The organism is Bradyrhizobium sp. B124 (genome assembly GCF_038967635.1).
GTDB lineage: Bacteria > Pseudomonadota > Alphaproteobacteria > Rhizobiales > Xanthobacteraceae > Bradyrhizobium.
On the sequence record NZ_CP152413.1, the window covers coordinates 4,790,477 to 4,813,768 of the forward strand.

General features: G+C 65.6%; 20 protein-coding genes. 9 read left to right on the forward strand and 11 right to left on the reverse strand.

The window, feature by feature from the left end; all coding sequences use genetic code 11:
- Positions 1–99 precede the first annotated feature (99 nt).
- The 5 genes from AAFG13_RS22930 to AAFG13_RS22950 all read right to left on the reverse strand — a co-directional run bounded on the left by AAFG13_RS22930 (position 100) and on the right by AAFG13_RS22950 (position 4,897).
- Entirely contained in the window at positions 100–828 is a 729-nt protein-coding gene (locus AAFG13_RS22930; protein ID WP_342708285.1) for an ABC transporter ATP-binding protein, read from the reverse strand.
- The gene (locus AAFG13_RS22935; RefSeq protein WP_212317288.1) at positions 821–1,588 is read right to left on the reverse strand and encodes an ABC transporter ATP-binding protein; all 768 of its coding nucleotides are present in this window, start codon (positions 1,586–1,588) and stop codon (positions 821–823) included. The genes AAFG13_RS22930 and AAFG13_RS22935 overlap by 8 nt, the downstream gene beginning before the upstream one ends.
- Before the next feature lie 4 nt (positions 1,589–1,592).
- Positions 1,593–2,540 carry a branched-chain amino acid ABC transporter permease gene (locus AAFG13_RS22940; protein ID WP_212317112.1) on the reverse strand — a complete coding sequence of 316 codons (948 nt, stop codon included), beginning with the start codon at positions 2,538–2,540 and terminating at the stop codon, positions 1,593–1,595.
- Positions 2,537–3,454: a branched-chain amino acid ABC transporter permease gene (locus AAFG13_RS22945; RefSeq protein ID WP_092122984.1), complete on the reverse strand. Its 918-nt coding sequence runs from the start codon at positions 3,452–3,454 to the stop codon at positions 2,537–2,539. Before AAFG13_RS22945 ends, AAFG13_RS22940 begins: the two co-directional genes overlap by 4 nt.
- Positions 3,455–3,724: 270 nt before the next feature.
- Positions 3,725–4,897, reverse strand: a complete 1,173-nt coding sequence (locus tag AAFG13_RS22950) for an ABC transporter substrate-binding protein (protein ID WP_342708286.1) — start codon at positions 4,895–4,897, stop codon at positions 3,725–3,727.
- A gap of 334 nt (positions 4,898–5,231) precedes the next feature.
- Here AAFG13_RS22950 and AAFG13_RS22955 point away from each other — a divergent pair, with 334 nt between their 5' ends.
- A complete protein-coding gene (locus AAFG13_RS22955; protein WP_249132689.1) occupies positions 5,232–5,825 on the forward strand; it encodes a hypothetical protein in 594 nt (197 codons plus the stop codon).
- 193 nt (positions 5,826–6,018) lie between these two features.
- Here the strand turns inward: AAFG13_RS22955 and AAFG13_RS22960 are convergent, their stop codons facing one another.
- On the reverse strand, positions 6,019–6,915 hold the full coding sequence (locus AAFG13_RS22960) for an RNA polymerase sigma factor (protein WP_342708287.1): 897 nt from the start codon (positions 6,913–6,915) through the stop codon (positions 6,019–6,021).
- A 44-nt stretch (positions 6,916–6,959) separates the two neighbouring features.
- A complete protein-coding gene (locus tag AAFG13_RS22965; RefSeq protein WP_342708288.1) occupies positions 6,960–7,268 on the reverse strand; it encodes a hypothetical protein in 309 nt (102 codons plus the stop codon).
- 179 nt (positions 7,269–7,447) lie between these two features.
- Between AAFG13_RS22965 and AAFG13_RS22970 the strand changes: the two genes are divergently transcribed.
- The 4 genes from AAFG13_RS22970 to AAFG13_RS22985 all read left to right on the forward strand — a co-directional run bounded on the left by AAFG13_RS22970 (position 7,448) and on the right by AAFG13_RS22985 (position 12,815).
- On the forward strand, positions 7,448–8,854 hold the full coding sequence (locus tag AAFG13_RS22970) for an MFS transporter (RefSeq protein ID WP_342708289.1): 1,407 nt from the start codon (positions 7,448–7,450) through the stop codon (positions 8,852–8,854).
- A 115-nt stretch (positions 8,855–8,969) separates the two neighbouring features.
- Positions 8,970–10,244, forward strand: a complete 1,275-nt coding sequence (locus AAFG13_RS22975) for an NAD(P)/FAD-dependent oxidoreductase (RefSeq protein ID WP_342708290.1) — start codon at positions 8,970–8,972, stop codon at positions 10,242–10,244.
- Positions 10,245–10,514: 270 nt separating this feature from the next.
- Positions 10,515–12,128, forward strand: coding sequence for a tannase/feruloyl esterase family alpha/beta hydrolase (locus AAFG13_RS22980; protein WP_342713378.1), 1,614 nt, complete (start codon positions 10,515–10,517; stop codon positions 12,126–12,128).
- Positions 12,129–12,407: 279 nt separating this feature from the next.
- Positions 12,408–12,815: a nuclear transport factor 2 family protein gene (locus AAFG13_RS22985; protein ID WP_342708291.1), complete on the forward strand. Its 408-nt coding sequence runs from the start codon at positions 12,408–12,410 to the stop codon at positions 12,813–12,815.
- 157 nt (positions 12,816–12,972) lie between these two features.
- Here the strand turns inward: AAFG13_RS22985 and AAFG13_RS22990 are convergent, their stop codons facing one another.
- Positions 12,973–13,923, reverse strand: a complete 951-nt coding sequence (locus AAFG13_RS22990) for a helix-turn-helix domain-containing protein (protein ID WP_342708292.1) — start codon at positions 13,921–13,923, stop codon at positions 12,973–12,975.
- Between the two features lie 150 nt (positions 13,924–14,073).
- Here AAFG13_RS22990 and AAFG13_RS22995 point away from each other — a divergent pair, with 150 nt between their 5' ends.
- Positions 14,074–14,733 (forward strand): isochorismatase family cysteine hydrolase, encoded by a 660-nt coding sequence (locus tag AAFG13_RS22995; RefSeq protein WP_342708293.1) that lies wholly within the window; start codon positions 14,074–14,076, stop codon positions 14,731–14,733.
- 331 nt (positions 14,734–15,064) lie between these two features.
- Here AAFG13_RS22995 and AAFG13_RS23000 read toward each other — a convergent pair whose 3' ends face one another.
- Positions 15,065–16,291 (reverse strand): ABC transporter substrate-binding protein, encoded by a 1,227-nt coding sequence (locus tag AAFG13_RS23000; RefSeq protein ID WP_342708294.1) that lies wholly within the window; start codon positions 16,289–16,291, stop codon positions 15,065–15,067.
- Between the two features lie 51 nt (positions 16,292–16,342).
- Positions 16,343–17,545, reverse strand: a complete 1,203-nt coding sequence (locus tag AAFG13_RS23005) for a cytochrome P450 (RefSeq protein WP_342708295.1) — start codon at positions 17,543–17,545, stop codon at positions 16,343–16,345.
- An 82-nt stretch (positions 17,546–17,627) separates the two neighbouring features.
- On the opposite strand from AAFG13_RS23005, the gene AAFG13_RS23010 reads away from it, so the two are divergent.
- Positions 17,628–18,152 (forward strand): MarR family winged helix-turn-helix transcriptional regulator, encoded by a 525-nt coding sequence (locus AAFG13_RS23010; protein ID WP_342708296.1) that lies wholly within the window; start codon positions 17,628–17,630, stop codon positions 18,150–18,152.
- A 431-nt stretch (positions 18,153–18,583) separates the two neighbouring features.
- On the opposite strand, the gene AAFG13_RS23015 is transcribed toward AAFG13_RS23010, so the two are convergent.
- Positions 18,584–20,446 carry a feruloyl-CoA synthase gene (locus tag AAFG13_RS23015; RefSeq protein WP_342708297.1) on the reverse strand — a complete coding sequence of 621 codons (1,863 nt, stop codon included), beginning with the start codon at positions 20,444–20,446 and terminating at the stop codon, positions 18,584–18,586.
- A 156-nt stretch (positions 20,447–20,602) separates the two neighbouring features.
- On the opposite strand from AAFG13_RS23015, the gene AAFG13_RS23020 reads away from it, so the two are divergent.
- Positions 20,603–21,133: a MarR family winged helix-turn-helix transcriptional regulator gene (locus AAFG13_RS23020; protein ID WP_342708298.1), complete on the forward strand. Its 531-nt coding sequence runs from the start codon at positions 20,603–20,605 to the stop codon at positions 21,131–21,133.
- Positions 21,134–21,338: 205 nt separating this feature from the next.
- On the forward strand, positions 21,339–23,159 hold the full coding sequence (gene atzF / locus AAFG13_RS23025) for an allophanate hydrolase (protein WP_342708299.1): 1,821 nt from the start codon (positions 21,339–21,341) through the stop codon (positions 23,157–23,159).
- Positions 23,160–23,292: the final 133 nt, after the last annotated feature.

Genomic DNA, 23,292 nt, shown 5'->3' on the forward strand with positions numbered 1-23,292 from the left:
CTCGAAGGATGCACGGCCCGGCCGGTGGCCGTCGACCCTTCGAGACGCGCTACGCGCTCCTCAGGGTGACGGGGTTGAAATTAGTGCGCAGATTGCGCCTCAAATCCCCAGGTACTTGTGCTGCAGATCCGGCTCCGCGATCAACTGCTCGCTCGTCCCGCTCCACACCGTCTTGCCGCGCTCGATGATGTAGTGGCGGTCGGCGATGCGGGTGAGGTTTCCGACGTTCTTGTCGATGACCAGCACCGACTGCCCGCGTCCCTTCAGCATCGACAGGCAGCTCCAGATCTCATCGCGGATCAACGGCGCAAGGCCTTCGGTGGCCTCGTCGAGGATCAGGAGCCTCGGGTTGGTCATCAGCGCGCGGCCGATCGCGAGCATCTGCTGCTCGCCGCCGGACAGCGTGATGCCCATATTGCTGGTGCGTTCGGCGAGCCGCGGGAACAGCGCATGGATCTTGTCGATCGTCCAGGGATCGGAGGCGCCCAGCCGATTGCCTGATGCGGCGACGAGATTTTCGCGCACCGTCAGGTTCGGAAAGATCTGGCGGCCCTCCGGCACGAGGCCGATGCCGAGCTTTGCTATCCTGTACGACGGCAGGCCGCGCACCGCCTCGCCGGCGAAGCGGATGGCGCCTGATCGCGCGGGCGTCAGGCCCATGATCGAGCGGATGGTCGTGGTCTTGCCCATGCCGTTGCGGCCCATCAGAGCGACCATCTCGCCCGCTTTGATCTGCAACGACAGGCCGTACAGCACCTGGCTCAACCCGTAGCAGGTCTCGATCGCGTCGACTTCGAGCAGGGTTTCAGCGGTTTTAATATCAGCCATGGCGCGTCACCGCATGCTGATCGCCGAGATAGGCGCGCTTGACCTCTTCGTCCTTGCGGATCGCGTCCGGCACGCCGCAGGCGATGACGCGGCCATAGACCAAGACCGTGATGCGGTCGGCGAGCGCGAACACCGCCTCCATGTCGTGCTCGACCAGCACGATGGTGACTTCCTTGCGCAGCTCCTTCAGCAACGCGACCATCCGCGCGGATTCGGTGACGCCGAGCCCTGCCATCGGCTCGTCGAGCAGCAAAAGCTGCGGCTTGGTGGCGAGCGCGACCGCGAGCTCGAGCTCGCGCTGCTCGCCATGGCTCAATTGCGAGACCACGATATCGGCGCGCTGGCCGAGGCCGACGCGCTCCAGCGCCGCGCGCGCGGTGGCGCGCAAATGCCGCTCCTTGCGCGCATTGCCCCAGAAGCGGAACGAGTGGCCGTCATGCGCTTGCGCCGCGAGCGCGACATTGTCGATCGCGGAGAAATCCTTCAGCAGCGAGGTGATCTGGAACGAGCGCGCCAGCCCAAGCCGGCTGCGCTTGTAGGACGGCAGGTGCGTAACATCGCGGCCTGCGAAGTAGATGGTGCCGGAATTCGGCATCACCTGCCCGGTGAGCTGGCTGATCAGCGTGGTCTTGCCGGCGCCGTTGGGGCCGATGATGGCGTGCAGCTCGCCCGGAATGACCTCCATCGAGAGGTTGTCGGTCGCGGTGATGCCGCCATAGCGGCGCACCAGATTGTCGACGCGCAGCAAGGGATCAGGCAGGGAATCAGCCACGGTTCATCCTCCCGAGCAGGCCCATGATGCCACCGCGCGCGAACAGCACGATCAACAGCAGCACCGGGCCGAGGATCAGTCCCGAATATTCGGTGAACTGGGACAGCAGCTCCTCGAGCAGCAGATAGACGATCGCGCCGACGACAGGGCCGAACAGCGAGCCCATGCCGCCGAGGATCACCATCACCATGAGGTCGCCGGAGCGGGTCCAGTACATCACGGCAGGGCTGACGAAGTCGGTGTTGTTGGCAAGCAGCGCGCCGGCCAGGCCGCAGATCGTGCCGGCGATGACGAAACAGACCAGGCGGTAGCGGTTGGCATGGAAGCCGATCGCCTGCATGCGCTGCTCATTGGAGCGGACGCCCTGCACCACGAGGCCGAAGCGCGAATTGACGATGCGCCAGATCAGATAGAGGCCGCCGAACAGGCAGGCGAGACAGAGATAATAGAACTGGTTGCGGTCCGACAGATTGATCAGGCCGGCGAAATCGCTGCGCTTGTAGACGGTCAGCCCGTCGTCGCCGCCGTAGCGCGACAGCGCGGAGGCGACGTAATAGGCCATCTGCGCAAAGGCCAGCGTGATCATGATGAAGTAGACGCCGCGGGTGCGCAGCGAGAGCGCGCCGATCAGAAGCGCAAACAGCGCCGAGACCGCGAGCGCCACCGGCCACTGGATGAAGCCGGAGCCGATGCCCTCGGCGGCGAGGATGCCGACGGCATAGCCGCCGATGCCGAGATAGGCGGCATGGCCAAAGCTCATCATGCCGCCATAGCCCATGATCAGATTGAGGCTCGCCGCCGCCAGCGCATAGATCGCGATGCGGGTGAACAGCGTGAGGATGAAGATATTGCCGGTGACAGCCGAATAGACCGGCAGCAGGACCAGCGCGGCGCACAGCAGCGCCGCGACGGCATTGGAGGCGTTGAGCTTGGGCATCATCGTTTGGCCGCCGGGAACAGCCCCTCGGGCCGCAGCACAAGGATGATCGCCATCAAGAGATAGATCAGCATCGAGGACAGCGCCGGCGCCGCGGTCGAGGCCGCCGCACCGCTCAACACCTTGCGCAGCAGGTCGGGCAGGAAGGCGCGGCCCATCGTGTCGATGATGCCGACGAAGACCGCGGCCATGAAGGCGCCGCGGATCGAGCCGATGCCACCGATCACGATGATGACGAAGGCGAGGATCAGGATGTTCTCGCCCATGCCGATCTGCACGGTGAGGATCGGCGCCTGCATCAGCCCGGCGAGACCGGCAAGCGCGGCGCCAAGGCCGAACACCAGCGTGAACAGCAGCTTGATGTTGATGCCAAGCGCCCCGATCATCTCGCGGTTGGAGGCGCCGGCGCGGATCAGCATGCCGACGCGGGTGCGCATCACGACGAGATAGAGCATCGCGGCGACCGCCAGCGCGACCACGATGATCATCAGCCGGTAGGCCGGGTAAAACACGCCGGGAATGATCTGCACCGGCACGGTGAGCCAGGCCGGCAGCGGCAGCGCGAGACCGGCCGGGCCCCAGATCAGCCGGACGGCGTCGTTGAAGAACAGGATCAAGCCGAACGTTGCCAGCACCTGGTCGAGATGGTCGCGGCCGTAGAGATGCCGGAGCGCGACATATTCCAGCACGATGCCGAGCAGCAGCGTGGCGCCCAGCGCCAGCAGCGCGCCGAGTACAAAACTGCCGGTCCAGGCCACGAAGGTCGCCGCGAAATAGGCGCCCATCATATAGAGCGAGCCGTGCGCCAGATTGACGAAATCCATGATGCCGAACACCAGCGTCAGTCCGGCCGCCAGCAGGAACAGCAGCAGGCCGAATTGCAGGCCGTTCAGCAGTTGTTCGACGACGAGATACATGGATCCTTCAATGGGCTGAAACAAAACAGGGGCAGTGCGCGCGCAGTCGCGTTGCACGCTGCGCGTTCTCCCTCGCCCCGCTCTTGCGGGGAGAGGGTTGGGGTGAGGGGCTGCCTCCGCAGACCGGACTCGTGGAGAGTCCCCCTCACCGGATTGCTTCGCGCATAGCCGAAGCTGCGCTTCGGCGTCCTTCGTCAAGAACGGCCACCGGAGGCGGCCCATGCTCTCCCCGCAAGAGCGGGGCGAGGTGAAGAAAAAGGCGCCCGCCCCTCACTTCATCGCGCACTTGTCGTGGAATTTGTCCTGGTCGTCCTTGACGATGGTCGCGACCGTCTTCAGCGAGAGCTGGCCGTCGGCGTCCTTGACCACGTCCTGCAGGTAGAAGTTCTGGATCGGGATGTGGTTGTTGCCATACTTGAACGGGCCGCGCAGCGACTTGAAGTTGGCCTTCTCCATCTCCGCCTTCATGGCGTCCTTCTTGGTGAGGTCGCCCTTCACCGCGACGACGGCGCTGTTGATCAGCTGGGCGGCGTCATAGGCCTGGGCGCCGTAATAGGTCGGGCGCAGGCCGGGATACTTCTTGCGATAGTCCTCGACGAACTTCTTGTTCTCGGCGTTCGGCAGGTCGTTGACCCATTCCTGCGCGCCGGGAATGCCAATCGCGTTGTCCTTCTGCAGCGGCAGCGACAATTCGTCGACGGTGAAGGCGGTATAGAGCGGGATCTGCGCCTTGATGCCGGCCTGGGCGTACTGGTTCAGGAACTGGACGCCGGCGGCGCCCGGATAGAACACGAAAATCGACTCGGCCTTGGAGTTGCGCGCCTTGGTCAGCTCCGCGGAGAAGTCGAGCTGGCTCGGCCACACCGTGTATTCCTCGCCGACCACCTCGCCCTTGAAGGTGCTCTTCACGCCCGCGAGCATGTCCTTGCCGGCGGCATAGTTCGGGCCGATCAGGAACACCGACTTGACGCCCTTCTGGTTCATGTAGAGGCCCATCGCGGCGGGCGTCTGGTCGTTCTGCCAGGAGGTCGAGAACACGTAAGGCGAGCACAATTCGCCGGCGAGCTGCGACGGACCGGCATTGGCCGAGATCAGGAAGGTTTTCGAATCGACCGCGGTCTTCAGCGACGCCAGCAGCACGTTCGACCAGATGTAGCCGACGATGAAATCGACCTTGTCGGACTGCACCAGCTTCTCGGTCTTCTGCTTGCCGACGTCGGGCTTCTGCTGGTCGTCCTCGTAGATCACCTCGACCGGCTTGCCATCGATCTTGCGGCCAAGGTGGTCGAGCGCGAGCTCGAACGAATTGCGCATGTCGTTGCCGATCACGGCGGTCGGACCGCTGAAGGTCGAGACAAAGCCGATCCTGACGCTGTCAGCCGCCGTCGCGGGCTGCGCGAGCGCCAAAGCCGTGGCGCCTGCCAGCCAGAATGCCTTTTTCATATTCACTCCCCTCCTCAACCAAAGATCCCGCCAGGCTTGATCACGAGGGCCCGGGGGTCACGCTTTGCGCGCGCCGTTCTGTGACGTGTTTTGTGCGCGATATCGCAGGTGTGCAGCAAGCACGAACCGACGGCTCCCGATTAGAACCTTCGGTGCATACCCCAGCACCTTGCATCATAATTCGTCCAAATCGACCATTGCAAGAAATATAATGCCGGTTGCGTAGGCAACGATTGTCGCAGGGCCCGATGTAGGCCGAGGAGAACAGCAGCAGGCTTTAACGATCCGGTAAAGCACCCGGAAACCACGGGCCGGCGAAGGCGCTGCGGGCTTCATGGTCTTGAAAGCATCACCGGGCGACGCTGGGTCCAAAGGGATGCGTCGCATGTTGAACTATATCTTCGGCTTCAACGCCCGGATGGGCCGGTTGGCCTTTTTCTTCTGCACCTTGGTGGCGGGCCTTGGCTTTGTGATGCTGGTCTACGGGATCACGGGCAATGTGCCGCGCGGCAGGACGGACGTGCTGCTGGCGCAGGCATCGAACAGCTCCGCATTGATCATTGCCTTCTATGGCCTGCTCGTTGTCTGCTTCCTGCTGCAGTCGATGCGGGTGCGTGACATCGGATGGGATCCGGTCTGTGTGATGACGGCATGGATCGCCCTCATCGTGCTCGACAAGGCCATTGCCGGACGATTTCCCGAATACGCGCTGACCTACCAGCACACCGGAACGGTGGTCGGTGCGCTCGCCAATGCCGCGATGAACTTCGTCCTGACGTTCTGGCCGGGCAGCCGCTCCGAAGAAGCGCCGCCGTTGCCGCGCGAGACCGGCGGCGACGGGCTGTTTGAAAGAAACAGCGCACCCGCCGCAGCCGGCAGCCGGGTTGCGCGCATCGCCAACGGCGAGTTCGGCGGAAAGACGCGCTAGCGACCGCGCACGCTACCGTCGTCCCTGCGAAAGCAGGGACCCATAACCACCGTCCTGTGTTGTCGGAGCGAGCTGTGGCCCCAGCATCGCAAACCAATGACCATTCGTGGTTATGGGGCCCGGATCGCGCTTCGCTTGTCCGGGACGACGCGGAGTTTGTGGCGCCGTCACGGCGCCACGCGTTGAAGGCCGATCACCCTTGATCCACCGCCCACTCGGCGCCGTCGATCGCATAGGGCGCGTGGCGGAAATCCCGGATGGTCGCGACCTTGTCGGCCGACCAGTCGAGCAGCATGAACGATCGCGGCGGCCCACCGTGTGCGCTCGGATTGAACACCAGGATCGCGGGACGTCCCTCGACCTGTCCGGTCACCAGGTGCCAGTCGTCGATCTTCGAATAATTGCCGAAGTAGCGTGACACCTCGGCCTTGCCGTTCAGCCGTGTCTTGTTGACAAGCTCGAGCCTGATGTCATCGGCGATCATGGCGCGGATGGCATCGAAGTCGCGGTCGTTGAAGCGGCCGACATAGGCGTTCAGCCTGGTGCGATCGGCCGGCGACAGGCCGGGCCGCGGCGCATCGTCGGGCTCGCGGGAGAACGCGCGCAGTTGCGTGCGTCCGCGGTGCAGCGTGGCCTTCACCGCGGGCAGGCTGAAATCCATGATGCCGCAGACTTCCTGCAACGAGCAGCCGAGAACATCCATCAGGATCACGCTGGAACGCTGCGCAACCGGCAGCCGCATGAAGGTGCGCAGGCTGCTTGCTGCGATCTCACGGCGGCCGACGTCGTCAAGGTCTCCGGCCATCATGTCCACCTCCTCCGGCGCGTGGAGCGCTTCCTGGCGGTTGCGCCGCCTGAGGAAATCGAGCGCGGTGTTGTGCGCGATCCGGAACAGCCAAGCTTCCGGGTGCTGGATCGGGGCTGCAGGCGCGAAGGCTTCCATCGCCTTGATCAGCGCGTCCTGCAGCACATCCTCGCCGTCGATGACCGATCCGACCATGCGGGCGCAGTAGCGATGCAGCCTTGGCCGCATCGCCGCCAGCAGCGCCTCGACCTCGGTCGCGGCCGGCGCTTGGGGTGGTGACGTCATGATGGCTCCGCCAGATCGCTTCAAGGCAAGTCGGTTCACCCGGTTCACGGCGCATCCAGCATACGATAGTTTCCGACAATCACAGCACTGCGAACCAGCGGCGGCTCGGCGCAACGATCGCGGATGCCGTCCTGGAAGGCCTGGAAGGCCGCCAGCTTCGGGATCGGGCTCGAGCCGTCATCGGCCGCGGTCTCGACCATATGGATGAAGGTGTCGTCCTCCAGCCGCAGGGTCATATAGCGCACGCCATCCGGGTTTGCCGCCTTCAGCTCGGCGAACACCGCCGCAACCAGCGCGGCATTCTTGTCCGCCATTTCCGGCTTGGTCTTGTACCTGATCAGGGTCCGTCTCATCGCAGCCTCCTTGGCCTGGTTCTGCGGCCCGAACAGGCCGCGTCATACCCAAGGACGTTTGCCGGCGGTCAAAGGATGCGGTCCGGCAAAAATAATTCTTTGCCGCATCCTTTGCCCATCCCGGATCGTCTTGTCGACGAGCGCGCCGCAACCCAGCGGCACGCCAACGGAGAACGACCATGCAGACCCCACGAGAGCGCAACGAGCAGCGCTGGGTGCTCGGCCTCACCGCGCTGGCATCCTTCATGATGGCGCTGGACGCCATGATCATGACCACGGCCTCCGCCACCATCCGCGCCGATTTCGGCAGCGCCGTGGAGACGCTGCAATGGACCGTGAACGCCTTCAATCTGACCTTCGCGGTGCTGCTCCTGACCGGCGCGGCGCTCGGCGACCGTTTTGGTCGGCGCAGGATGTTTGCAGCCGGGATCGGCCTGTTCGTCGTGGCCTCCGCGGCCTGCGCGCTGGCCGGCGACGCCGCGGCATTGATCGCCGCGCGCGCTTTGCAGGGCGCAGGCGCGGCGCTGGTGATGCCGCTGGCGATGGCGATCCTCAGCGGCGCGTTCGGCCGCGAGGAGCGTGCCCGCGCGCTCGGCATTTTCAGCGGCATCACCGGATGCGCGCTGATCATCGGCCCCGCGATCGGCGGCTTCATCACCGAACATCTCGGCTGGCGCTGGATCTTCTGGATCAACCTGCCGATCGGCCTCGTCGCGATTGCCCTCGTGCTGGCGCGCCTGCGCGAGAGCTTCGGGCCAACCGCGCCGCTCGACATCACCGGACTGTCGCTGGTCGCGCTCGCGGCGCTGGCACTGGTCTGGGGCCTGTTGCGCGGCAACAGCGCCGGATGGGCGAGCGCGGAAGTGACGGGTGCGCTGATCGCCGGCGCCGCGCTGGCAGCGATGTTCGTGCTGTGGGAGCTGCGTGCGGCCAGCCCGATGGTGCCGATGCGGCTGTTCGCGGCCAGACCGTTCGCGGCCGGCATCGCCGCAAGCGTGCTGTTCTATGCCGCGATGTATGGCGTGCTGTTCCTGCTGCCGCAATTCCTGCAGATCGCGCTCGGCTTCGACGCCTTCGGTGCCGGGCTACGGCTGTTGCCGTGGACGGCGACGCTGTTCGTCACGGCGCCGATCGCCGGCGCCGTGGTCAACCGGTTCGGCGAACGCACGCTTGTCGTCACCGGACTCCTGATGCAGGCGATCGGGCTCGGCTGGATCGGCGAGATCGTCACCCCGTCGATGCCCTACTCCGCGCTGGTCGCACCACTGATGCTCGCCGGCGTCGGCGTCTCGATGGCGATGCCGGCCGCGCAGAACGCGGTGCTGAGCGCGGTCGCCGTCAGCGAGATGGGCAAGGCGTCGGGCGTGTTCAACATGGGCCGTTTCCTCGGCGGGATGTTCGGCATCGCGGCACTGGTCGCGACCTTCTCCGCCAATGGCACGGCCGATTCGTCCGGACATTTCACGAGCGGATTTGCTGCGGCGATGAGCCTTGCGGCAACGCTGTCGTTCGCCGGCGCGGTCGCGGGACTGTTCCTGCCGATGCGGCGGCGGGTCGTCGCCACGACTGCGTCGCAGGACGCGTGAGGCGCACAGCGATTGGGTTTCGCTATCGGGTGATCAGGCAATTCGTATTGGAATGAGGCTGCGAATGACTACATAATCAAATGACGAAGCCGTTCGAAACCGAGGGCGACATCAGATGACGCAAGCGCCGGCCAAACCTCATCGCGTGGTGATCGTCGGCGCCGGCTTCGGCGGGCTGGAAGCCGCCTTCGGCCTGTCAGGCGCGCCGGTCGAGATCACGCTGATCGATCGTCGCAACCACCATCTGTTCCAGCCGCTGCTCTATCAGGTCGCGACCGCGTCGCTTGCGACAAGCGAGATCGCGTGGCCGATCCGCTATCTCTTGCGCGACCGGCCCGAGGTGACGACGCTGTTCGCCAATGTCTGCGGCGTCGACGCTGCGAACAAGCAAGTGCAGCTCGACGACGGCGGCAGCATTCCCTATGACACGCTGATCCTCGCCACCGGTGCGCGCCACGCCTATTTCGGCCATGACGAATGGGAGCCGTTCGCGCCAGGCCTGAAGACGCTGGAGGACGCCACCACGCTGCGGCGGCGTATCCTCGTCGCCTTCGAGCGCGCCGAGCGCGAGACTGATCCCGACAAGCGTGCGGCGTTGCTGACCTTCGTCATCATCGGCGCCGGGCCGACCGGCGTCGAGATGGCCGGCACCATCGCCGACCTCGCCAAGGACACACTGCCGCAGGACTTTCGTCACATCGACACGCGGAAGGCGCGCGTGGTGTTGATCGAGGCCGGCCCGCGCGTGCTGGCAGGATTTCCCGACGATCTCTCGGCCTATGCGCAAGCGTCGCTGGAAAAACTCGGCGTCGAGGTGATGCTGGGCGAGCCGGTCACCGAATGCTCGGCCGACGGCGTCGTGTTCGGCGGCAAGAGGCTGGAGGCGCGCACCATCGTGTGGGCCGCCGGCGTGCGCGCCTCGCGCGCCGCCGAATGGCTGAACGCGCCGGCCGACCGCGCCCATCGGCTGCAGGTCGAGCCGGATCTGACCGTGCCCGGCCATCCCGACATCTTCGCGGTCGGCGACACGGTCACGATCAAGGGTCCCGACGGCAATCCGGTGCCCGGCATCGCGCCGGCCGCGAAGCAGGAGGGGCGCTACGTCGCCGCACTGATCAAGGCCCGGCTCGACAGCAAGACGCTGCCGCCGTTCCGCTACAAGCATGCCGGCAGCCTCGCGCAGATCGGCAAGAAGAAGGCGGTGATCGACTTCGGCTGGCTCAGGCTGCGCGGCTCACTGGCATGGTGGATTTGGGGCCTCGCCCACATCTACTTCCTGATCGGCGTGCGCCATCGGATTGCGGTGGCGATGAACTGGCTCTGGATCCACACCCGCGACCAGCGTGCCGCACGACTGATCACCCAAGGCAGCAGCAAGGTGGCGCAGTAGGCCTCGCGGGTCACGCGCACTCACTCTATCTCCGTCATCCTGAGAGCGCGGCACGCGCGTCTCGATGGATCGACGGCCCGGCTGGTGGCCGATTCATCCTTCGAGGCTCGCTACGCTCGCACCTCAGCGATGACGGAACTGCGTTCAACCATTGTGCGGCAAGGCCGCGCGTGAAATACTTGCCCTGGCAACAATAACAATCCGGGCGGAGAGGAAACAATGCAGATCGATGCGCGCGCATGGGCGTTCGCGGCTTCGCTTGTCACGTTGATGTCGTGCGCTTCGGCCGCGTTCGCGACGGAGATGACTGGTGACCCCGCGACAACCTGCAGCGGCCTTGCCGGTCCCGCCGACGGCGCCGTCAAGATCGATGCAGCGACGCTGCAAACACCGACGCCGCTCGCGATCGCCGAGAAGGCGCCGACGCTCGCAGCGCGTATCATCCCGGCCAATCCCGCCTTCTGCAAGGCGCTCGGGCAGATCACGCCGACCGATCCTGCCGCGCCGCCGATCAAGTTCGAGGTCAACTTGCCCGTCGAGTGGAACGGCCGTTCGCTGCAATATGGCGGCGGCGGCTTCAACGGCGTGCTGATATCAGGCCTCGGCCTGCCGCCGGCCTATCCATTCGACAAGGCCTCGCCGCTGGCGCTCGGCTTCGTCACCGTCGGCACCGATTCCGGCCACGAGCAGAAGCCCGGCGAGCCGCCGCAGCTGTTCGCGCTCAACGACGAGGCGTTCGAGAATTTTTCGCACAAGGCCTACAGGAAGGTGCGCGACGCCGCGCGGGCGCTGACGGTCCGCGCCTACGGCAAGCCGCCGACGAAGATGTATTTCATGGGATCGTCCGAAGGCGGTCGTGAGGCGCTGACCATGGCGCAGCGTTACCCCGACGATTTCGACGGCATCTTCGCGCGCGTTCCCGTGATCAACTGGGTCGGGTTGCAGCATGCCGGCACCCGCTCCGGCCTCGTGACGATGGGCGACGGCTGGATCAGGCCGGCGCAGGTCAAGCTCGTGGCCGACGCCGTGCTGAAGGCCTGCGACACGCAGGACGGCTCCGACGACGCGCTGGTGCAGGATCCCGTCGGCTGCAAGTCCGCGTTCAAGCCGGCCATGCTGGCATGCGCCGCGGGGCAGAGCGGCGACGACTGCCTGACCGACAAGCAGATTGCGGCGATCGAGACGCTGCATGCGTCGTATAAATTCTCGTTCCCGCTCGCCAACGGCCTCGACGACTATCCGGGCTGGGGCGTGTCGGGCGAGAATACGCCGGCGTTCGGCCCGACCGGCGGCTGGAAGGCCTGGTGGCTCGGCGCCACGGCGCCGGCGCAGCCGCCGGCTCCGACCAACGGCATCGCCTGGATCTACGGCGCCGGCGGCATTCAGTACGTTTTCGCCCGCGACCCGAAACTCGACGTCACGACCTACAAGCCCGAGGACCACAAGGCGCGCGTGCTGGAGGTCTCCGCGCTGATGGATTCCACCGATCCGGACCTCACGCGCTTCCACGCCCACGGCGGCAAGCTCGTGATCCTCGAACACATGTCCGACTACGCGCAAAGCCCCTATGCCGGGATCCGCTACTTCGAGAACGTCGAAAAGACGCTCGGCAAGGACAAGGTCGCGGAGTTCGCCCGGCTCTACACCGCCCCCGGCGTCGACCATGTCGGCTCCGGCGCACCCGCCAATGTCGACATGCTGGCCGTGCTGGTCGACTGGGTCGAGAACGGCAAGGCGCCCGGCGATCTCGACGTGCGCGAGCAGAAAGCCGAGGCGCCGTCCTTCGACACAGTCCGCGCGCTGCCATTGTGCCGCTGGCCGACATGGCCGCATTACAAGGCAGGGCCGCTCACCGCGGCGGCGAGTTTTGCTTGCGCGCCGTGAGGTAGGCTTCGTCACAACTTCGGATTGTCGCTCTGCTTGTGCCGAGCGAGCGCAGCGGCGCATGCGGCGATGGCGGAGCCCCGCGGCTCCGCCAGCGGGACTACCCCCTCTTAGCCAGCAGCACTGCCGTATCGCGGCGCGCGGGCAGCTCTCATCGATAGTTGATGTGCTACACCATCGCGGTCCCGGCTGGCCGAGACAGATCTTCAACAATGACTTTAAGGAGGGAATGCAATGCGAATGTCTTCCGCCTTATATCTGTTCATTGCGTTGCTCGCGATGCCTGCGACCGCGACCGCTGGCGATGAAAGTCTGAAGCAACAGTTCGAGAAGGTCGCGGCAACCTATGCCGACAGCTTCAACAAGCAGAATGGTGCCGGAATCGCTGCGCTCTATGCGCCCGGCGGGATGGTGGTCAATGCGACCGGGTCACACACCGACATCGTCCAGACCTATGAGGGCATGTTCAAGGCCGGCTTCAACCACAATGAAATAACGGTGGACGAGGCCCTGCCGTTGGGAACCGATACGGCTATCGCGACGGGCGAATATCACATCACCGGCAAGAACCAGAATGGCGAGCCGCTTGATGTGGTTGGCCGCTGGACCGGGGCGTATGTCAACCAGGGCGGAAATTGGAAGATCCGGATGGTGTCGGCCTTCCCGAAGGCGCCTCCGGCGAAATAGTGTCTTCAGTGATGCACGCAGCAAAGGGTGCTGCTGATCTCGGATCGCCTCTCGCCTTGAGCGCGAGGCGGGCCGCATGAAGCGAGGCGGAATGCGAACCGGTCGACGAGTGGCGATCGCTCCGTGCCGCCCCGCAGCTGCGCTGGTGGATACAGCGTCAGCCCATCACCTGATGCGGCGAGCGGCCGAACGCGGCCTTGAAGGCGCGGCTGAAATGCGAGACGTCGCTGAAGCCGAAGCTGAGCGCCGCATCGGTGACATGGCTGAAGCGCCGTTCGGCCAGCGCCTGATAGGCGCCGGCGAGGCGCTGCTGCCACAGCCAGCGGATCGGCGTCGTGCCTTCGCGCGCGAACAGGCGATTGAGCGTGCGCGGCGCCATGTTCTGCGCGGTGGCGATCGTATCAAGATCGAGCTCGGGATCGTCGAGATTAGCCACGATATAAGCCTTGACCCGCGCCAGCCGTTCGTCGCCGCGCTGCGGCACGTCGTCCGTCAGCTCGGTCTGCAGCGTGGTCGCGAAGATATCGAGCACTGAGGCGCCAAGCCTTATCGCAGCAGGCCCGGCCTCGTCATCGAGGCGCGTCAGCCGACGGATCAACGATCCCGCCAGCGCGCCCACTTTCGAAGCGTTGCCGACCCGCCGTGCCGTCAACCGCTGCGCATCCGGCAGACGCGCGAGCAGCAGCGGCCGCGGGATCGACACCATGATCGAACGCGCACTCGGGGCGAATTCCAGCGTGAACGGCTGCGCCTGGTCATGCAGCATGAGATCGCCCCGGCGCATGCGCACCTCGCGTCCGCCTTGCGCGAAGCTGACCTCGCCGCGCAAGGTGAGCCACAGCATGAAATAATCGCGCGGGTCCCTTCGGACATCGCTCGCGCTGCGCATCACCCGGATGCGGTCGGCAGCCGGTGTCGACGACCAGATGTCGTTGATCGCGAGCGGCCCGAAATGGCGGATCGAGATCGCTGCCTGAAATGCCTCGTCCGCGACGCGGCGGCATTCGGTCAGCGAGAATTCGCGGCAGGTGACGTGATGCCAGCGGTCAAAGCTGTCACCCGGCGCGACAAGCGTTTGCGCGACAACTATGTGATCTGGGATCTGCATCGGACCTTGCTCCCGCCCAACCCGGCAGCGGGATATTCTGCGTCCGGCCCCCGCTTCTGGCAAGCAGAGTCCAGCGACTGGCCAGCGCAGCCAAGAACGGCTGCCGTCACGGATGTAGAAAAGGTCTCCCTTCAGGAGAGGAGACACCACATGGGCTACCAGTGCGACATCATCGAACCGGCGCGAACCGTCATGATCGTGGTCGACATGCAGAACGATTTCGTGGCCGAGGGCGCCAAGCTGCGTTCGGCGCAGGCCGCCGCCATGGTGCCGCGGCTGGCGCAGACGCTGAAGGCCTGCCGCGACAAGGGCATCCGCGTCATCTACACCGCCCATGTGCATCGCCGCGACGGCAGCGACATGGGGCTCTATGACGATCTCTATTCGCCGATCGCCGATCGCTCGTCGCTGGTCGACGGCACCGAAGGCGTCCAGATCTTCAACGACCTTGCGCCCGCACCGGGCGAGCACGTCATCAAGAAGCACCGCTACAGCGCGTTCTTCGCCACCGACCTCGACCTCATCCTGCGCGAATGGGGCATCACGACGGTCATCATTTCGGGGACGACGACCGAGAACTGCTGCCACGCCACCGCGCGCGACGCCATGTTCCACAACTACAAGGTCGTGTTCCTGTCGGATGCGACGGGCACGTTCGACTATCCGGATGTCGGCCAGGGCGCCCTGTCCGCCGAAGAAGTGCACCGCGCCACGCTGACGATCCTCGCATTCTCGACCGCGCATGTGATGACGGCGGCCGAGATGCTGGGGCGAGTGAAGGCCGGTGATGGAGCTGCGAAGGCTGCATAGTTAGTCGCGAACAGCACGCCGCACGTTTGGTCAGCCTCTCCCCTCGTGGGAGAGGCCGGAACGCATGATGCGAAGCGAAATGCGATCCGGGTGATGGGTTGCGGTCTCTCCATCCAGTACGCCGCATCGAGAGTCCTCTTGCCTGTCACCCTCCCCTGGAGGGGGAGGGTCGGATCGCAACGAGCGAAGCGACGTGCGAGCCGGGGTGGGGTGATCTCTCAACACGGGCACTGTTCGACTGGAGGGACTTCACCCCACCTCGGTTTGCATTTCATGCAAACCGATCCTCCCCCTCCAGGGGAGGATGTGGTCGCGTCCGCGGCAGCGATCCTCACTTCACCAGCGCGCAGCCGCCGTCGGCCAGCGGCCGGAAGGCCTGATCGGCCGGGATGGTCGCGATCAGCTTGTAGTAGTCGTAGGGATACTTCGACTCCTCCGGCTTCTTCACCTCGAACAGGTACATCGGGTGGATGACGCGGCCGTCCTGGCGGATCGTGGTCTCGCCGAACAGCCTGTCCTTGCCCTTGAAGGTCTTCATCTGCGGCACCACGACCTTGGCGTCGTCGCTGCCGGTCGCGGCAACCGCGTTGAGATAGGCGAGCGTCGAGGCATAGACGCCGGCCTGGTTGCCGCTCGGCATCTTGCCGTTCATGCCGGGCCGTGCGGCGAAGCGTTTTGCGAACGCGCGGGTGTCGTCGTTCATGTCCCAGTAAAAGGCCTCGAGCAGTTGCAGGCCCTGCGCGACCTTCAGGCCCATGCCGTGGACGTCGTTCACGAACAGCAGGAACGCCACCATGGTCTGGCCGCCCTCCTGAATGCCGAACTCGGCCGCCTGCTTCACCGCGTTGATGGTGTCGCCGCCGGCATTGGCGAGCCCGATCACCTTTGCTTTCGAGTTCTGCGCCTGCAGCAGGAAGGACGCGAAGTCCGACGTGCCGAGCGGATGCTTGCTCGATCCCAGCACCTTGCCGCCGAGCTTCTCGATGTAGTTCGTCGCCTCAGCTTCGATGCCCTTGCCGAGTGCGTAGTCGACGGTCACAAAGTACCAGTCCTTGCCGCCGCGCTGCATCATCGCGGCCGCGGTGGTGTTGCCGGTCGCCCAGGCGTCGTTGACCCATTGAATGGTGTTCGGCGAGCAGGCCTTGCCGGTGAGGTCGGAGCTTGCGGTCGACGACGCCAGGAACGTCATCCTGGAGTCGCGCAACACGGTGTTGATGGCGAGCCCGACCGCCGAGTTCGGCACGTCGACGATGGCGTCGACGCCTTCGACATCGAGCCATTTGCGCGCGATCGCGGATCCAACGTCAGCCTTGTTCTGGTGATCGGCATAGACGATCTCGACCTTGATGCCCTTGCCGCCGCCGTTGAAATCTTCCGCCGCCATCCGCGCGGCTTCCACCGAGCCCATGCCGTTGGTGTCCTGGAAGATGCCGGAAATGTCGTTGAGCACGCCGACGCGCACGACATTGTCGGAAATCTCCGCACGCGCGCTGCCCGCGGCGCAGGCCAATGCCAGCGCAAGTCCGATCCCAAATCGCCCAACCCCAAAGCCCCTCATCGTATCCCCTCCTATGTTTCAACCAACCTAATGGCGGTCTTGAGCGTCTCATCAGGCCGGCGTGATCTCGACCGGCAGGCTGCTGAGCCCGCGCAGCGTGTTGTTGAACAGGCGCTTCGGCTCGCCTGTGATTTCGATCCTGGCGACACGGCGCGCCAGCGCCGCCATCATCACTTCGCCTTCGAGGCGGGCGACGAGTTGGCCGACGCACATATGGATGCCCGAACCGTAGCCGACATGGCCCGAGGTACGACGCGTGATGTCGTAGCTGTCGGGCGCCTCCCAGCGGCGCGGGTCACGGTTGGCCGCAGCCAGGAACATCAGCACCTTCTCGCCTTCGGGAATGGTGGCCCCGCTGAGCTCGACGTCGCGGGTCGTGGTGCGGAAGAAAGTCTGGACCGGACTTTCGAACCGCACGGCTTCCTCGAAGGCGTTGCGCGCCAGCGTAGGATCGCCGCGGAGCTTCTGGAACTGGTCGGGGAAGCGGGCAAGGCAGTAGACGGCGGCGCCGATGCCGTTGACGGTCGTGTCGAGACCGGCCGACAGCAGCGAGCGCACCAGCAGCGGCGCTTCGGTCGCGGTAATGGCACCGCTATCGACATGGGCGTGGATGCAGGCGCCGATACCACCCGGGGTGAGATTGTCGCGCTGACACTGTTCGGAAATATAGGCCTGGTGCGGCGCGGAGCGCTCGATCGCCTGCTTGCGCAGTTCGTTCGGCGGCCCAAAGGCATTGAACACCAGGCTTGCGTAAGGCAGCAGATTCTCGCGGCCCTCCGGCCGCAGGCCCAGCGCATCCGGGAAGATCGACAGCGGATAGGCTTCCGCGAGGTCCTCGATCGCATCGAAACGGCGCTTCTCCAGCAGCGCATCGATGCAGGCCTCCGCCGCGGCGGCAAATCGCCCGCGAAGCTGCTTCATCACGGTCGCCGACAGCACGCTGCTCAGCACCGCACGGGTGCGGGTATGCGCCGGCGGGTCAGCCTCCAGGATCAGGCTCGGCGGCCGCCAGGGCTTCTCCCTGGAGAAGTCGCTGAGGCCCACGCCGCGGCTGGAGCAGAAGGTCGCGGGATCGTTCAGGACCGCATGGACCTCGGCATAGCGCGCCACGCCATAGACATTCCACTTGTCGAGATAGACCACGGGTGCGGCCTCGCGCAGCCGTTCATGGGTCGGGAACGGGTCGGCGAAGAACTCGAGCGCGAACGGATCGACGTCGAGATGCGGGATGGACGCAGCTTTTGTTGCAGTCATCAGGACCTCCCGAGGTTTGATCTTGTCAATACGGATCGCATGTCTATTGCTCCGGAACAGTTTCGCAGCGATGATTTGGGAAATGAGCAGCCAGCCCCTCCCCCGAAAGCCCCGCCGGCCCAAACCGGTCGATCCCGCAGATGCCACCGATGGCCCGCTGCTGGACCTCAATCGCTATGTGCCGGCGTTCATCACCTTCATCGGCAACAAGCTGTCGAACAGCGCCACCGCATTTTACCAGAAGAATTTCGGCGTCAACGTCACCGAGTGGCGAATCATCTCGCAACTGGCGATCGAGCCGGGGATTCCTGCCTCCCGCATCTGCCAGGTGATCGGCTTCGATAAGGGCCCGGTCAGCCGCAACCTCGCGGCGCTGCAGAAGCGCGGCCTGCTGACGATCCGCACCGCGCCCGACGACGGCCGCACCCATTCGATCACGCTGACCGCGCGCGGCCGCGCCATCCACGACAAGGTCATCGTCGCGGCGCTGGAGCGCGAGCGGCGGCTGCTGTCGTGCCTGAAGAAGGACGAGCGCGAGGTGCTGATCGACCTGCTGCGCCGGCTGCACGAGAATCTCGGCGCCGTGACCGGGCAAAGCACGACCTGACCGCACGGCGGGACCGCGGGCGGCGCCCTGCGCCACCTCGGTATTTGCCCGGTTGTCCACGCGTGCTGTTTGCGCGCTGCTGCGCAACATTGTCCTCCCAAAAGCGTGGCCGTTGACCGGCCCTGTTCCTATGGGTGCGGAAACTCGCACAGCTTAGTTGCCATGGCAACTAAAAATACGAACCCGCGCGGAGCAAGGCCCCAAGGAACCGGTGCAGACGACTCAAGTGAACGGCCCGCCAAACGTGCCACAAACCCGGTGTCGTCCCGGCCTCCGAGCCGGGACCCATAACCACCAATGCCAATTATTGCACACCAGCGGAACGACGACTTTTGTACACAACGTCGGCCGCGGAGTATGGGTCCCTGCTTTCGCAGGGACGACGGCGGTGTGCGTGGCGTCCTCCCAACACCGCGCCGGTACAAATCACGTCACGACCCCGCGCAGCGGATCGGCTCAGCCGACGCGTCGTCCTCGAGGACCGCTACCGCTGCGGCACGGCGCGTCAGCACAGCGCGCTGGTTGATGTAGCCCTTGTCGGTGATCTCCCCGCCGTCGACCGAGGCGGGCTCGGCGAGCAACAGCGCGCGGGTGGCGTGACCGGAGGAATGGCCGCCTTGCGCCTTCAGCCGTGCCAGCCCCTGCCCGATCGCGGAACGGACCGCCGGATGGCTGATCGCCTCCTGCGCACCGGCGCTCTCGGGCAGTCCCGCGAGCGAGCGGCAGGCGGTGAAGTTCGGGAACACCAGGAAGCGCACCTCGTCGCGGCCATGGCCCGTGACGACGATATCCTGCGCGAGCGGCGCCAGCGCCGCGATGCCGGCGACCCGCAAGGTGCCGACGCTGACCCAGGTGCCGGAATTGAGCTTGAAGTCCTCCGCCACGCGGCCGTCGAAGAACAGGCCGAGATCGGGCCGATGAGGATCGGCGAAGGTGACGGCGTCGCCGATCTTGTAAAAGCCCTCGTCATCGAAGGCCTCTCGGGTGAGTTCGGGCGCCTTCCAGTAGCCCGGCGTGACATTGGGCCCGCGCACGCGGACCTCGAGCTTGTCGCCCGAGGGCACGAGCTTGAGCTCGGTGCCGGGGATCGGCACGCCGATATTGCCGGAGCGCTTTGCGAGGAAGTGGCAATCGGTCGCCAGCGGCGAGGTCTCGGTCGAGCCCCAGGCCGACACCATCGGCAACCTGCGGCCGACCGTTTGCAGCGACAATTCCTCCAGCGCGTCCCACAGATTCTGCGGCAGCGCCGCGCCGGCATAGAAGGCGAATTTGGTGCCTTCGAAGAACTTGCGGCGCAGGTCCTCGTCGGTGCGGAGCGCCGCGATCAGCATGTCGAAGCCGCGCGGCACGTTGAAATAGACCGTCGGCACTACGCTGCGCAGATTCGCAAGCGAGGTCGCGAACAGGCCGGGCGCCGGCTTGCCGCCGTCGATATAGAGCGTGCCGCCGTTGCGCAGCACCAGGTTGAAATTGTGGTTGGCACCGAAGGTGTGGCTCCAGGGGAGCCAGTCAAGGATCACCAACGCCTCGCCGGTCTGCTCCAGGAACGTCCAGGTCTGCGCCTTGGCCTGCTGGCTCGATGTCAGCATGCGCTGGGTGTTGATCACGGCCTTCGGTGTGCCCGTTGATCCCGAGGTGAACAGGAATTTTGCGATCGTGTCCGGCGTCACCGCAGCGAAGGCGGTGGCGACATCAGGCGACTCAGGCGTCGCCGCGACAGTGCGAAACGCCAGCACCCCGGCATCTTCGGGATTGCCGCTGACAATGGTCGCGCGATGCAGCGGCGCGACGGCGGCAAGCGCGGCTGCAAACGGTTTTGTGCCCGTGACATAGATCGCGCCGGGATCGAGCAGCGTGATCATGCTCTTCAGCTTGTCGAAATCCCGCGACATCAAGGAATAGGCCGGCGAGATCGCGGCCGAGGGCACGCCGACATGCTGGGCCGCGAGCGCGAACAGCGCGTGATCGATGCCGTTGTCTGCGAGGATGACGAGCGGTCGCTCGGTGCTCAGCCCTTGCGCCAGGATCCACGATGCGGCCCGGCGAACGATTCCGAGCGCATCGCGATAGCTGACGGTGCTCCAGGGCGCCTCGGCGCTGGCGCGCTCGCCAAGGAAGATGCGATCCGGCGCCTGCTGCGCCCAATTCTCCAGCCAGTCACCGACGCAGCGGACGCTTGGTTTCAGGGGCGTGGTGGAGCGGACCAGGATGCTGCCGTCGTCGCGGCTGACGGCAACGATCGCGGGCGTCGCGAACAGGCGGTGCGGATCGTCTCCGCTGGCGGCCATCGTCATGGTTTCCTCCTCGCCCGTATCTTATCAGGATCGCGCTGCAACAAGGTGCGGCGGCGCAGTCCCGGCCGGGCTCTTTGGTCATAATGTTGCGGACGTCAATTGTTGTCGTCAACAACAATCTTTCCCTCGCGAGGGCGTCGCGCTAGCATCGCCGTCATGGCGAGCAAGCAACAGACGTCGCGCAAGGCAGCAGGAACACGAGCGGCAATCCGCCGCCCCCAGGCGCGCGCGGCGAATGGCCGGACGCACGGTGGCGACACCAGTGATGACATCGGCCTCGACGCGTTGGTCGGCCACGCCGGCTATGCGGTGCGGCGCTTCCAGCTCTGGATCTTTCAGGACTTCATCAAGACGCTGGCGACGGTCGATATCCGCCCGACCCAATATTCGGTCATGACCGTGATCGGGGCCAATCCGGGCCTGAGCCAGATGGCGGTCGCAAAGCGGCTCGGGATCGAACGCGCGCGGCTGGTGCATCTGCTCGACAGCCTGGAGGAACGCGACTTGGTCAGCCGGATTCCTTCCGCCACCGACCGCCGCTCCCACGCGCTGCATTTGACCGCGCGCGGCAAGACCGCGCTGGCTCAGTTCAAGCGGCTCGCCGCCGAGCACGAGCGGCATGTCGCCGACAAGATCGGCAAGGAAAACCGCGAGCAACTGCTGCGGATCCTCGCCTGCTTCACCTGATTGATCGACCGGATTTCGGCCTGGTCACGCTTGCCTTAAAATTGAGCAGACTCGCTCTCAGGCGAACTTGCTTCAGCTCCCGGCAGCCATTTCAAGCAACTGATATTGTGCAATAATCCGTCGCTCCGCGGGCGCAGGTAAATTGTACACAATGGCACATTGCTTGCTTCGATCAGGCTGCAATTCCCTCGCGGCGGGCAATCCGATGCCTTGCCGCGCCAGAGACGAGGCCAACCACGTGACTGAAACTGTCGCCGCGATCGTCGCCGCACACCGCGCCGGGACCATGACGCCGGCGCAAACGGTAGCGCGCAGCTACCAGCGCATCCGCGAGCACAACGACCCCGCCATCTTCATCAGCCTGCGGGACGAGCAGGACGCGCTCGCCGAGATCGCGCGGCTTGCTGACCCGAGGCTGCCGCTCTACGGCGTGCCGGTCGCGGTGAAGGACAATATCGACGTCGCGGGGCTGCCGACCACGGCCGCCTGCCCGGCGTTCTCCTACGTGCCCGCGCAGGACTCGACGGCAGTCGCCAGACTTCGCGCGGCCGGCGCCATCATTATCGGCAAGGCCAACCTCGACCAGTTCGCCACCGGCCTGGTCGGCGTGCGCTCGCCCTACGGCATTCCCAAAAATCCGGTGCGCGGCGATCTCGTGCCGGGTGGATCGAGCTCGGGCTCCGCGGTCGCGGTATCAGCGGGACTCGTGCCGCTGTCGCTCGGCACCGACACCGCGGGCAGCGGTCGCGTGCCGGCGATGCTCAACAACATCGTCGGGCTCAAGCCGAGCCTCGGGTTGATTTCGAACGCGGGGCTGGTGCCGGCCTGCCGCACGCTCGACTGCATCTCGGTGTTCTCGCTCACCGTCGACGACGCGCTGGCCGCACTCGCGGTGATGGCCGGGCCGGATGACGCCGATCCGTTCTCGCGCGACCGGCCGCTGGCACCGCTCGCGGCGTTTCCGACCAGGCTCAAACTCGGCATTCCCAAGAGCGGCCAATTGATCTTCTTCGGCGACCGCGAGGCCGAGAAGGCTTATGGCCAGGCCTGCAAGCGCTGGCAGGCGCTCGGCGCCGAGCTCGTCGAATTCGACCTCGAGCCGTTCTACGAGACCGCGCGGCTGCTCTATGAGGGCCCCTGGGTTGCCGAGCGCTATCTCGTGATCCGCGACCTCCTGGCGTCGTCGCCGGACGCGATCCACCCGGTGACGCGCGAGATCACGATCGGCGGCGCGCGACCCACCGCAGCCGATACCTTCTCCGCGCTCTATCGCCTGCAGGCGCTGCGCCGTATTGCCGCGCGCACTTTTGCGCAATGCGATGCGATCGTGCTGCCGACCGCGCCGACGGTCTATTCCACCGCTGACGTGCTGGCCAACCCGATCGAACTCAATTCGCGGCTCGGCACCTACACCAATTTTGTCAACCTGCTCGATCTGTGCGGCCTGGCGCTGCCGGCGGCAATGCGGCCCGACGGCGCGCCGTTCGGCATCACGCTGCTCGCTCCAGCCGGCCGCGATGCGGAGCTTGCCGGCATCGGCCGCGTATTCCACGCCGACGCCGGGCTCGCTGTGGGCGCCAAGGCGGTGCCGCAGCCGCCGCTGGCCGCAGTCCCGACGCAGGCCCGCGCCGACGAGATCACGATCGCGGTGGTCGGCGCGCACCTCTCCGGCATGGCGCTGAACCACGAGCTGACGACGCTCGATGCGCGCCTGCTGGAAGAGACGATCACCGCAGCGGACTACAGACTCTACGCACTCGACACCACGCCACCAAAACCGGGCATGCTGCGCATCGAGCCGGGTGCGGGTCATTCGATCAAGCTCGAGCTGTGGGCGATGTCGCCGGCCGCGTTCGGAAAATTCGTCGCCGCGATTCCGTCGCCGATGGCGATCGGCACGCTCCGGCTCGCCGACGGACGGCAGGCCAAAGGCTTCATCGTCGAGCCCGCCGCGATCGCGGGCGCGAAGGATATCTCGGCCTATGGCGGCTGGCGGGCGTTCATGGCGGAGCGGGCGAAGGGGTAGCAGCAGCGGTAGTGTGCTCCCTCGCCCCGCTCTTGCGGGGAGAGGGTTGGGGTGAGGGGCATCTCTCCACGAGCTGTGCGCGCGGTTGGACCTGTACCCCCTCACCCGGATCGCATCTGACGATGCGATCAGA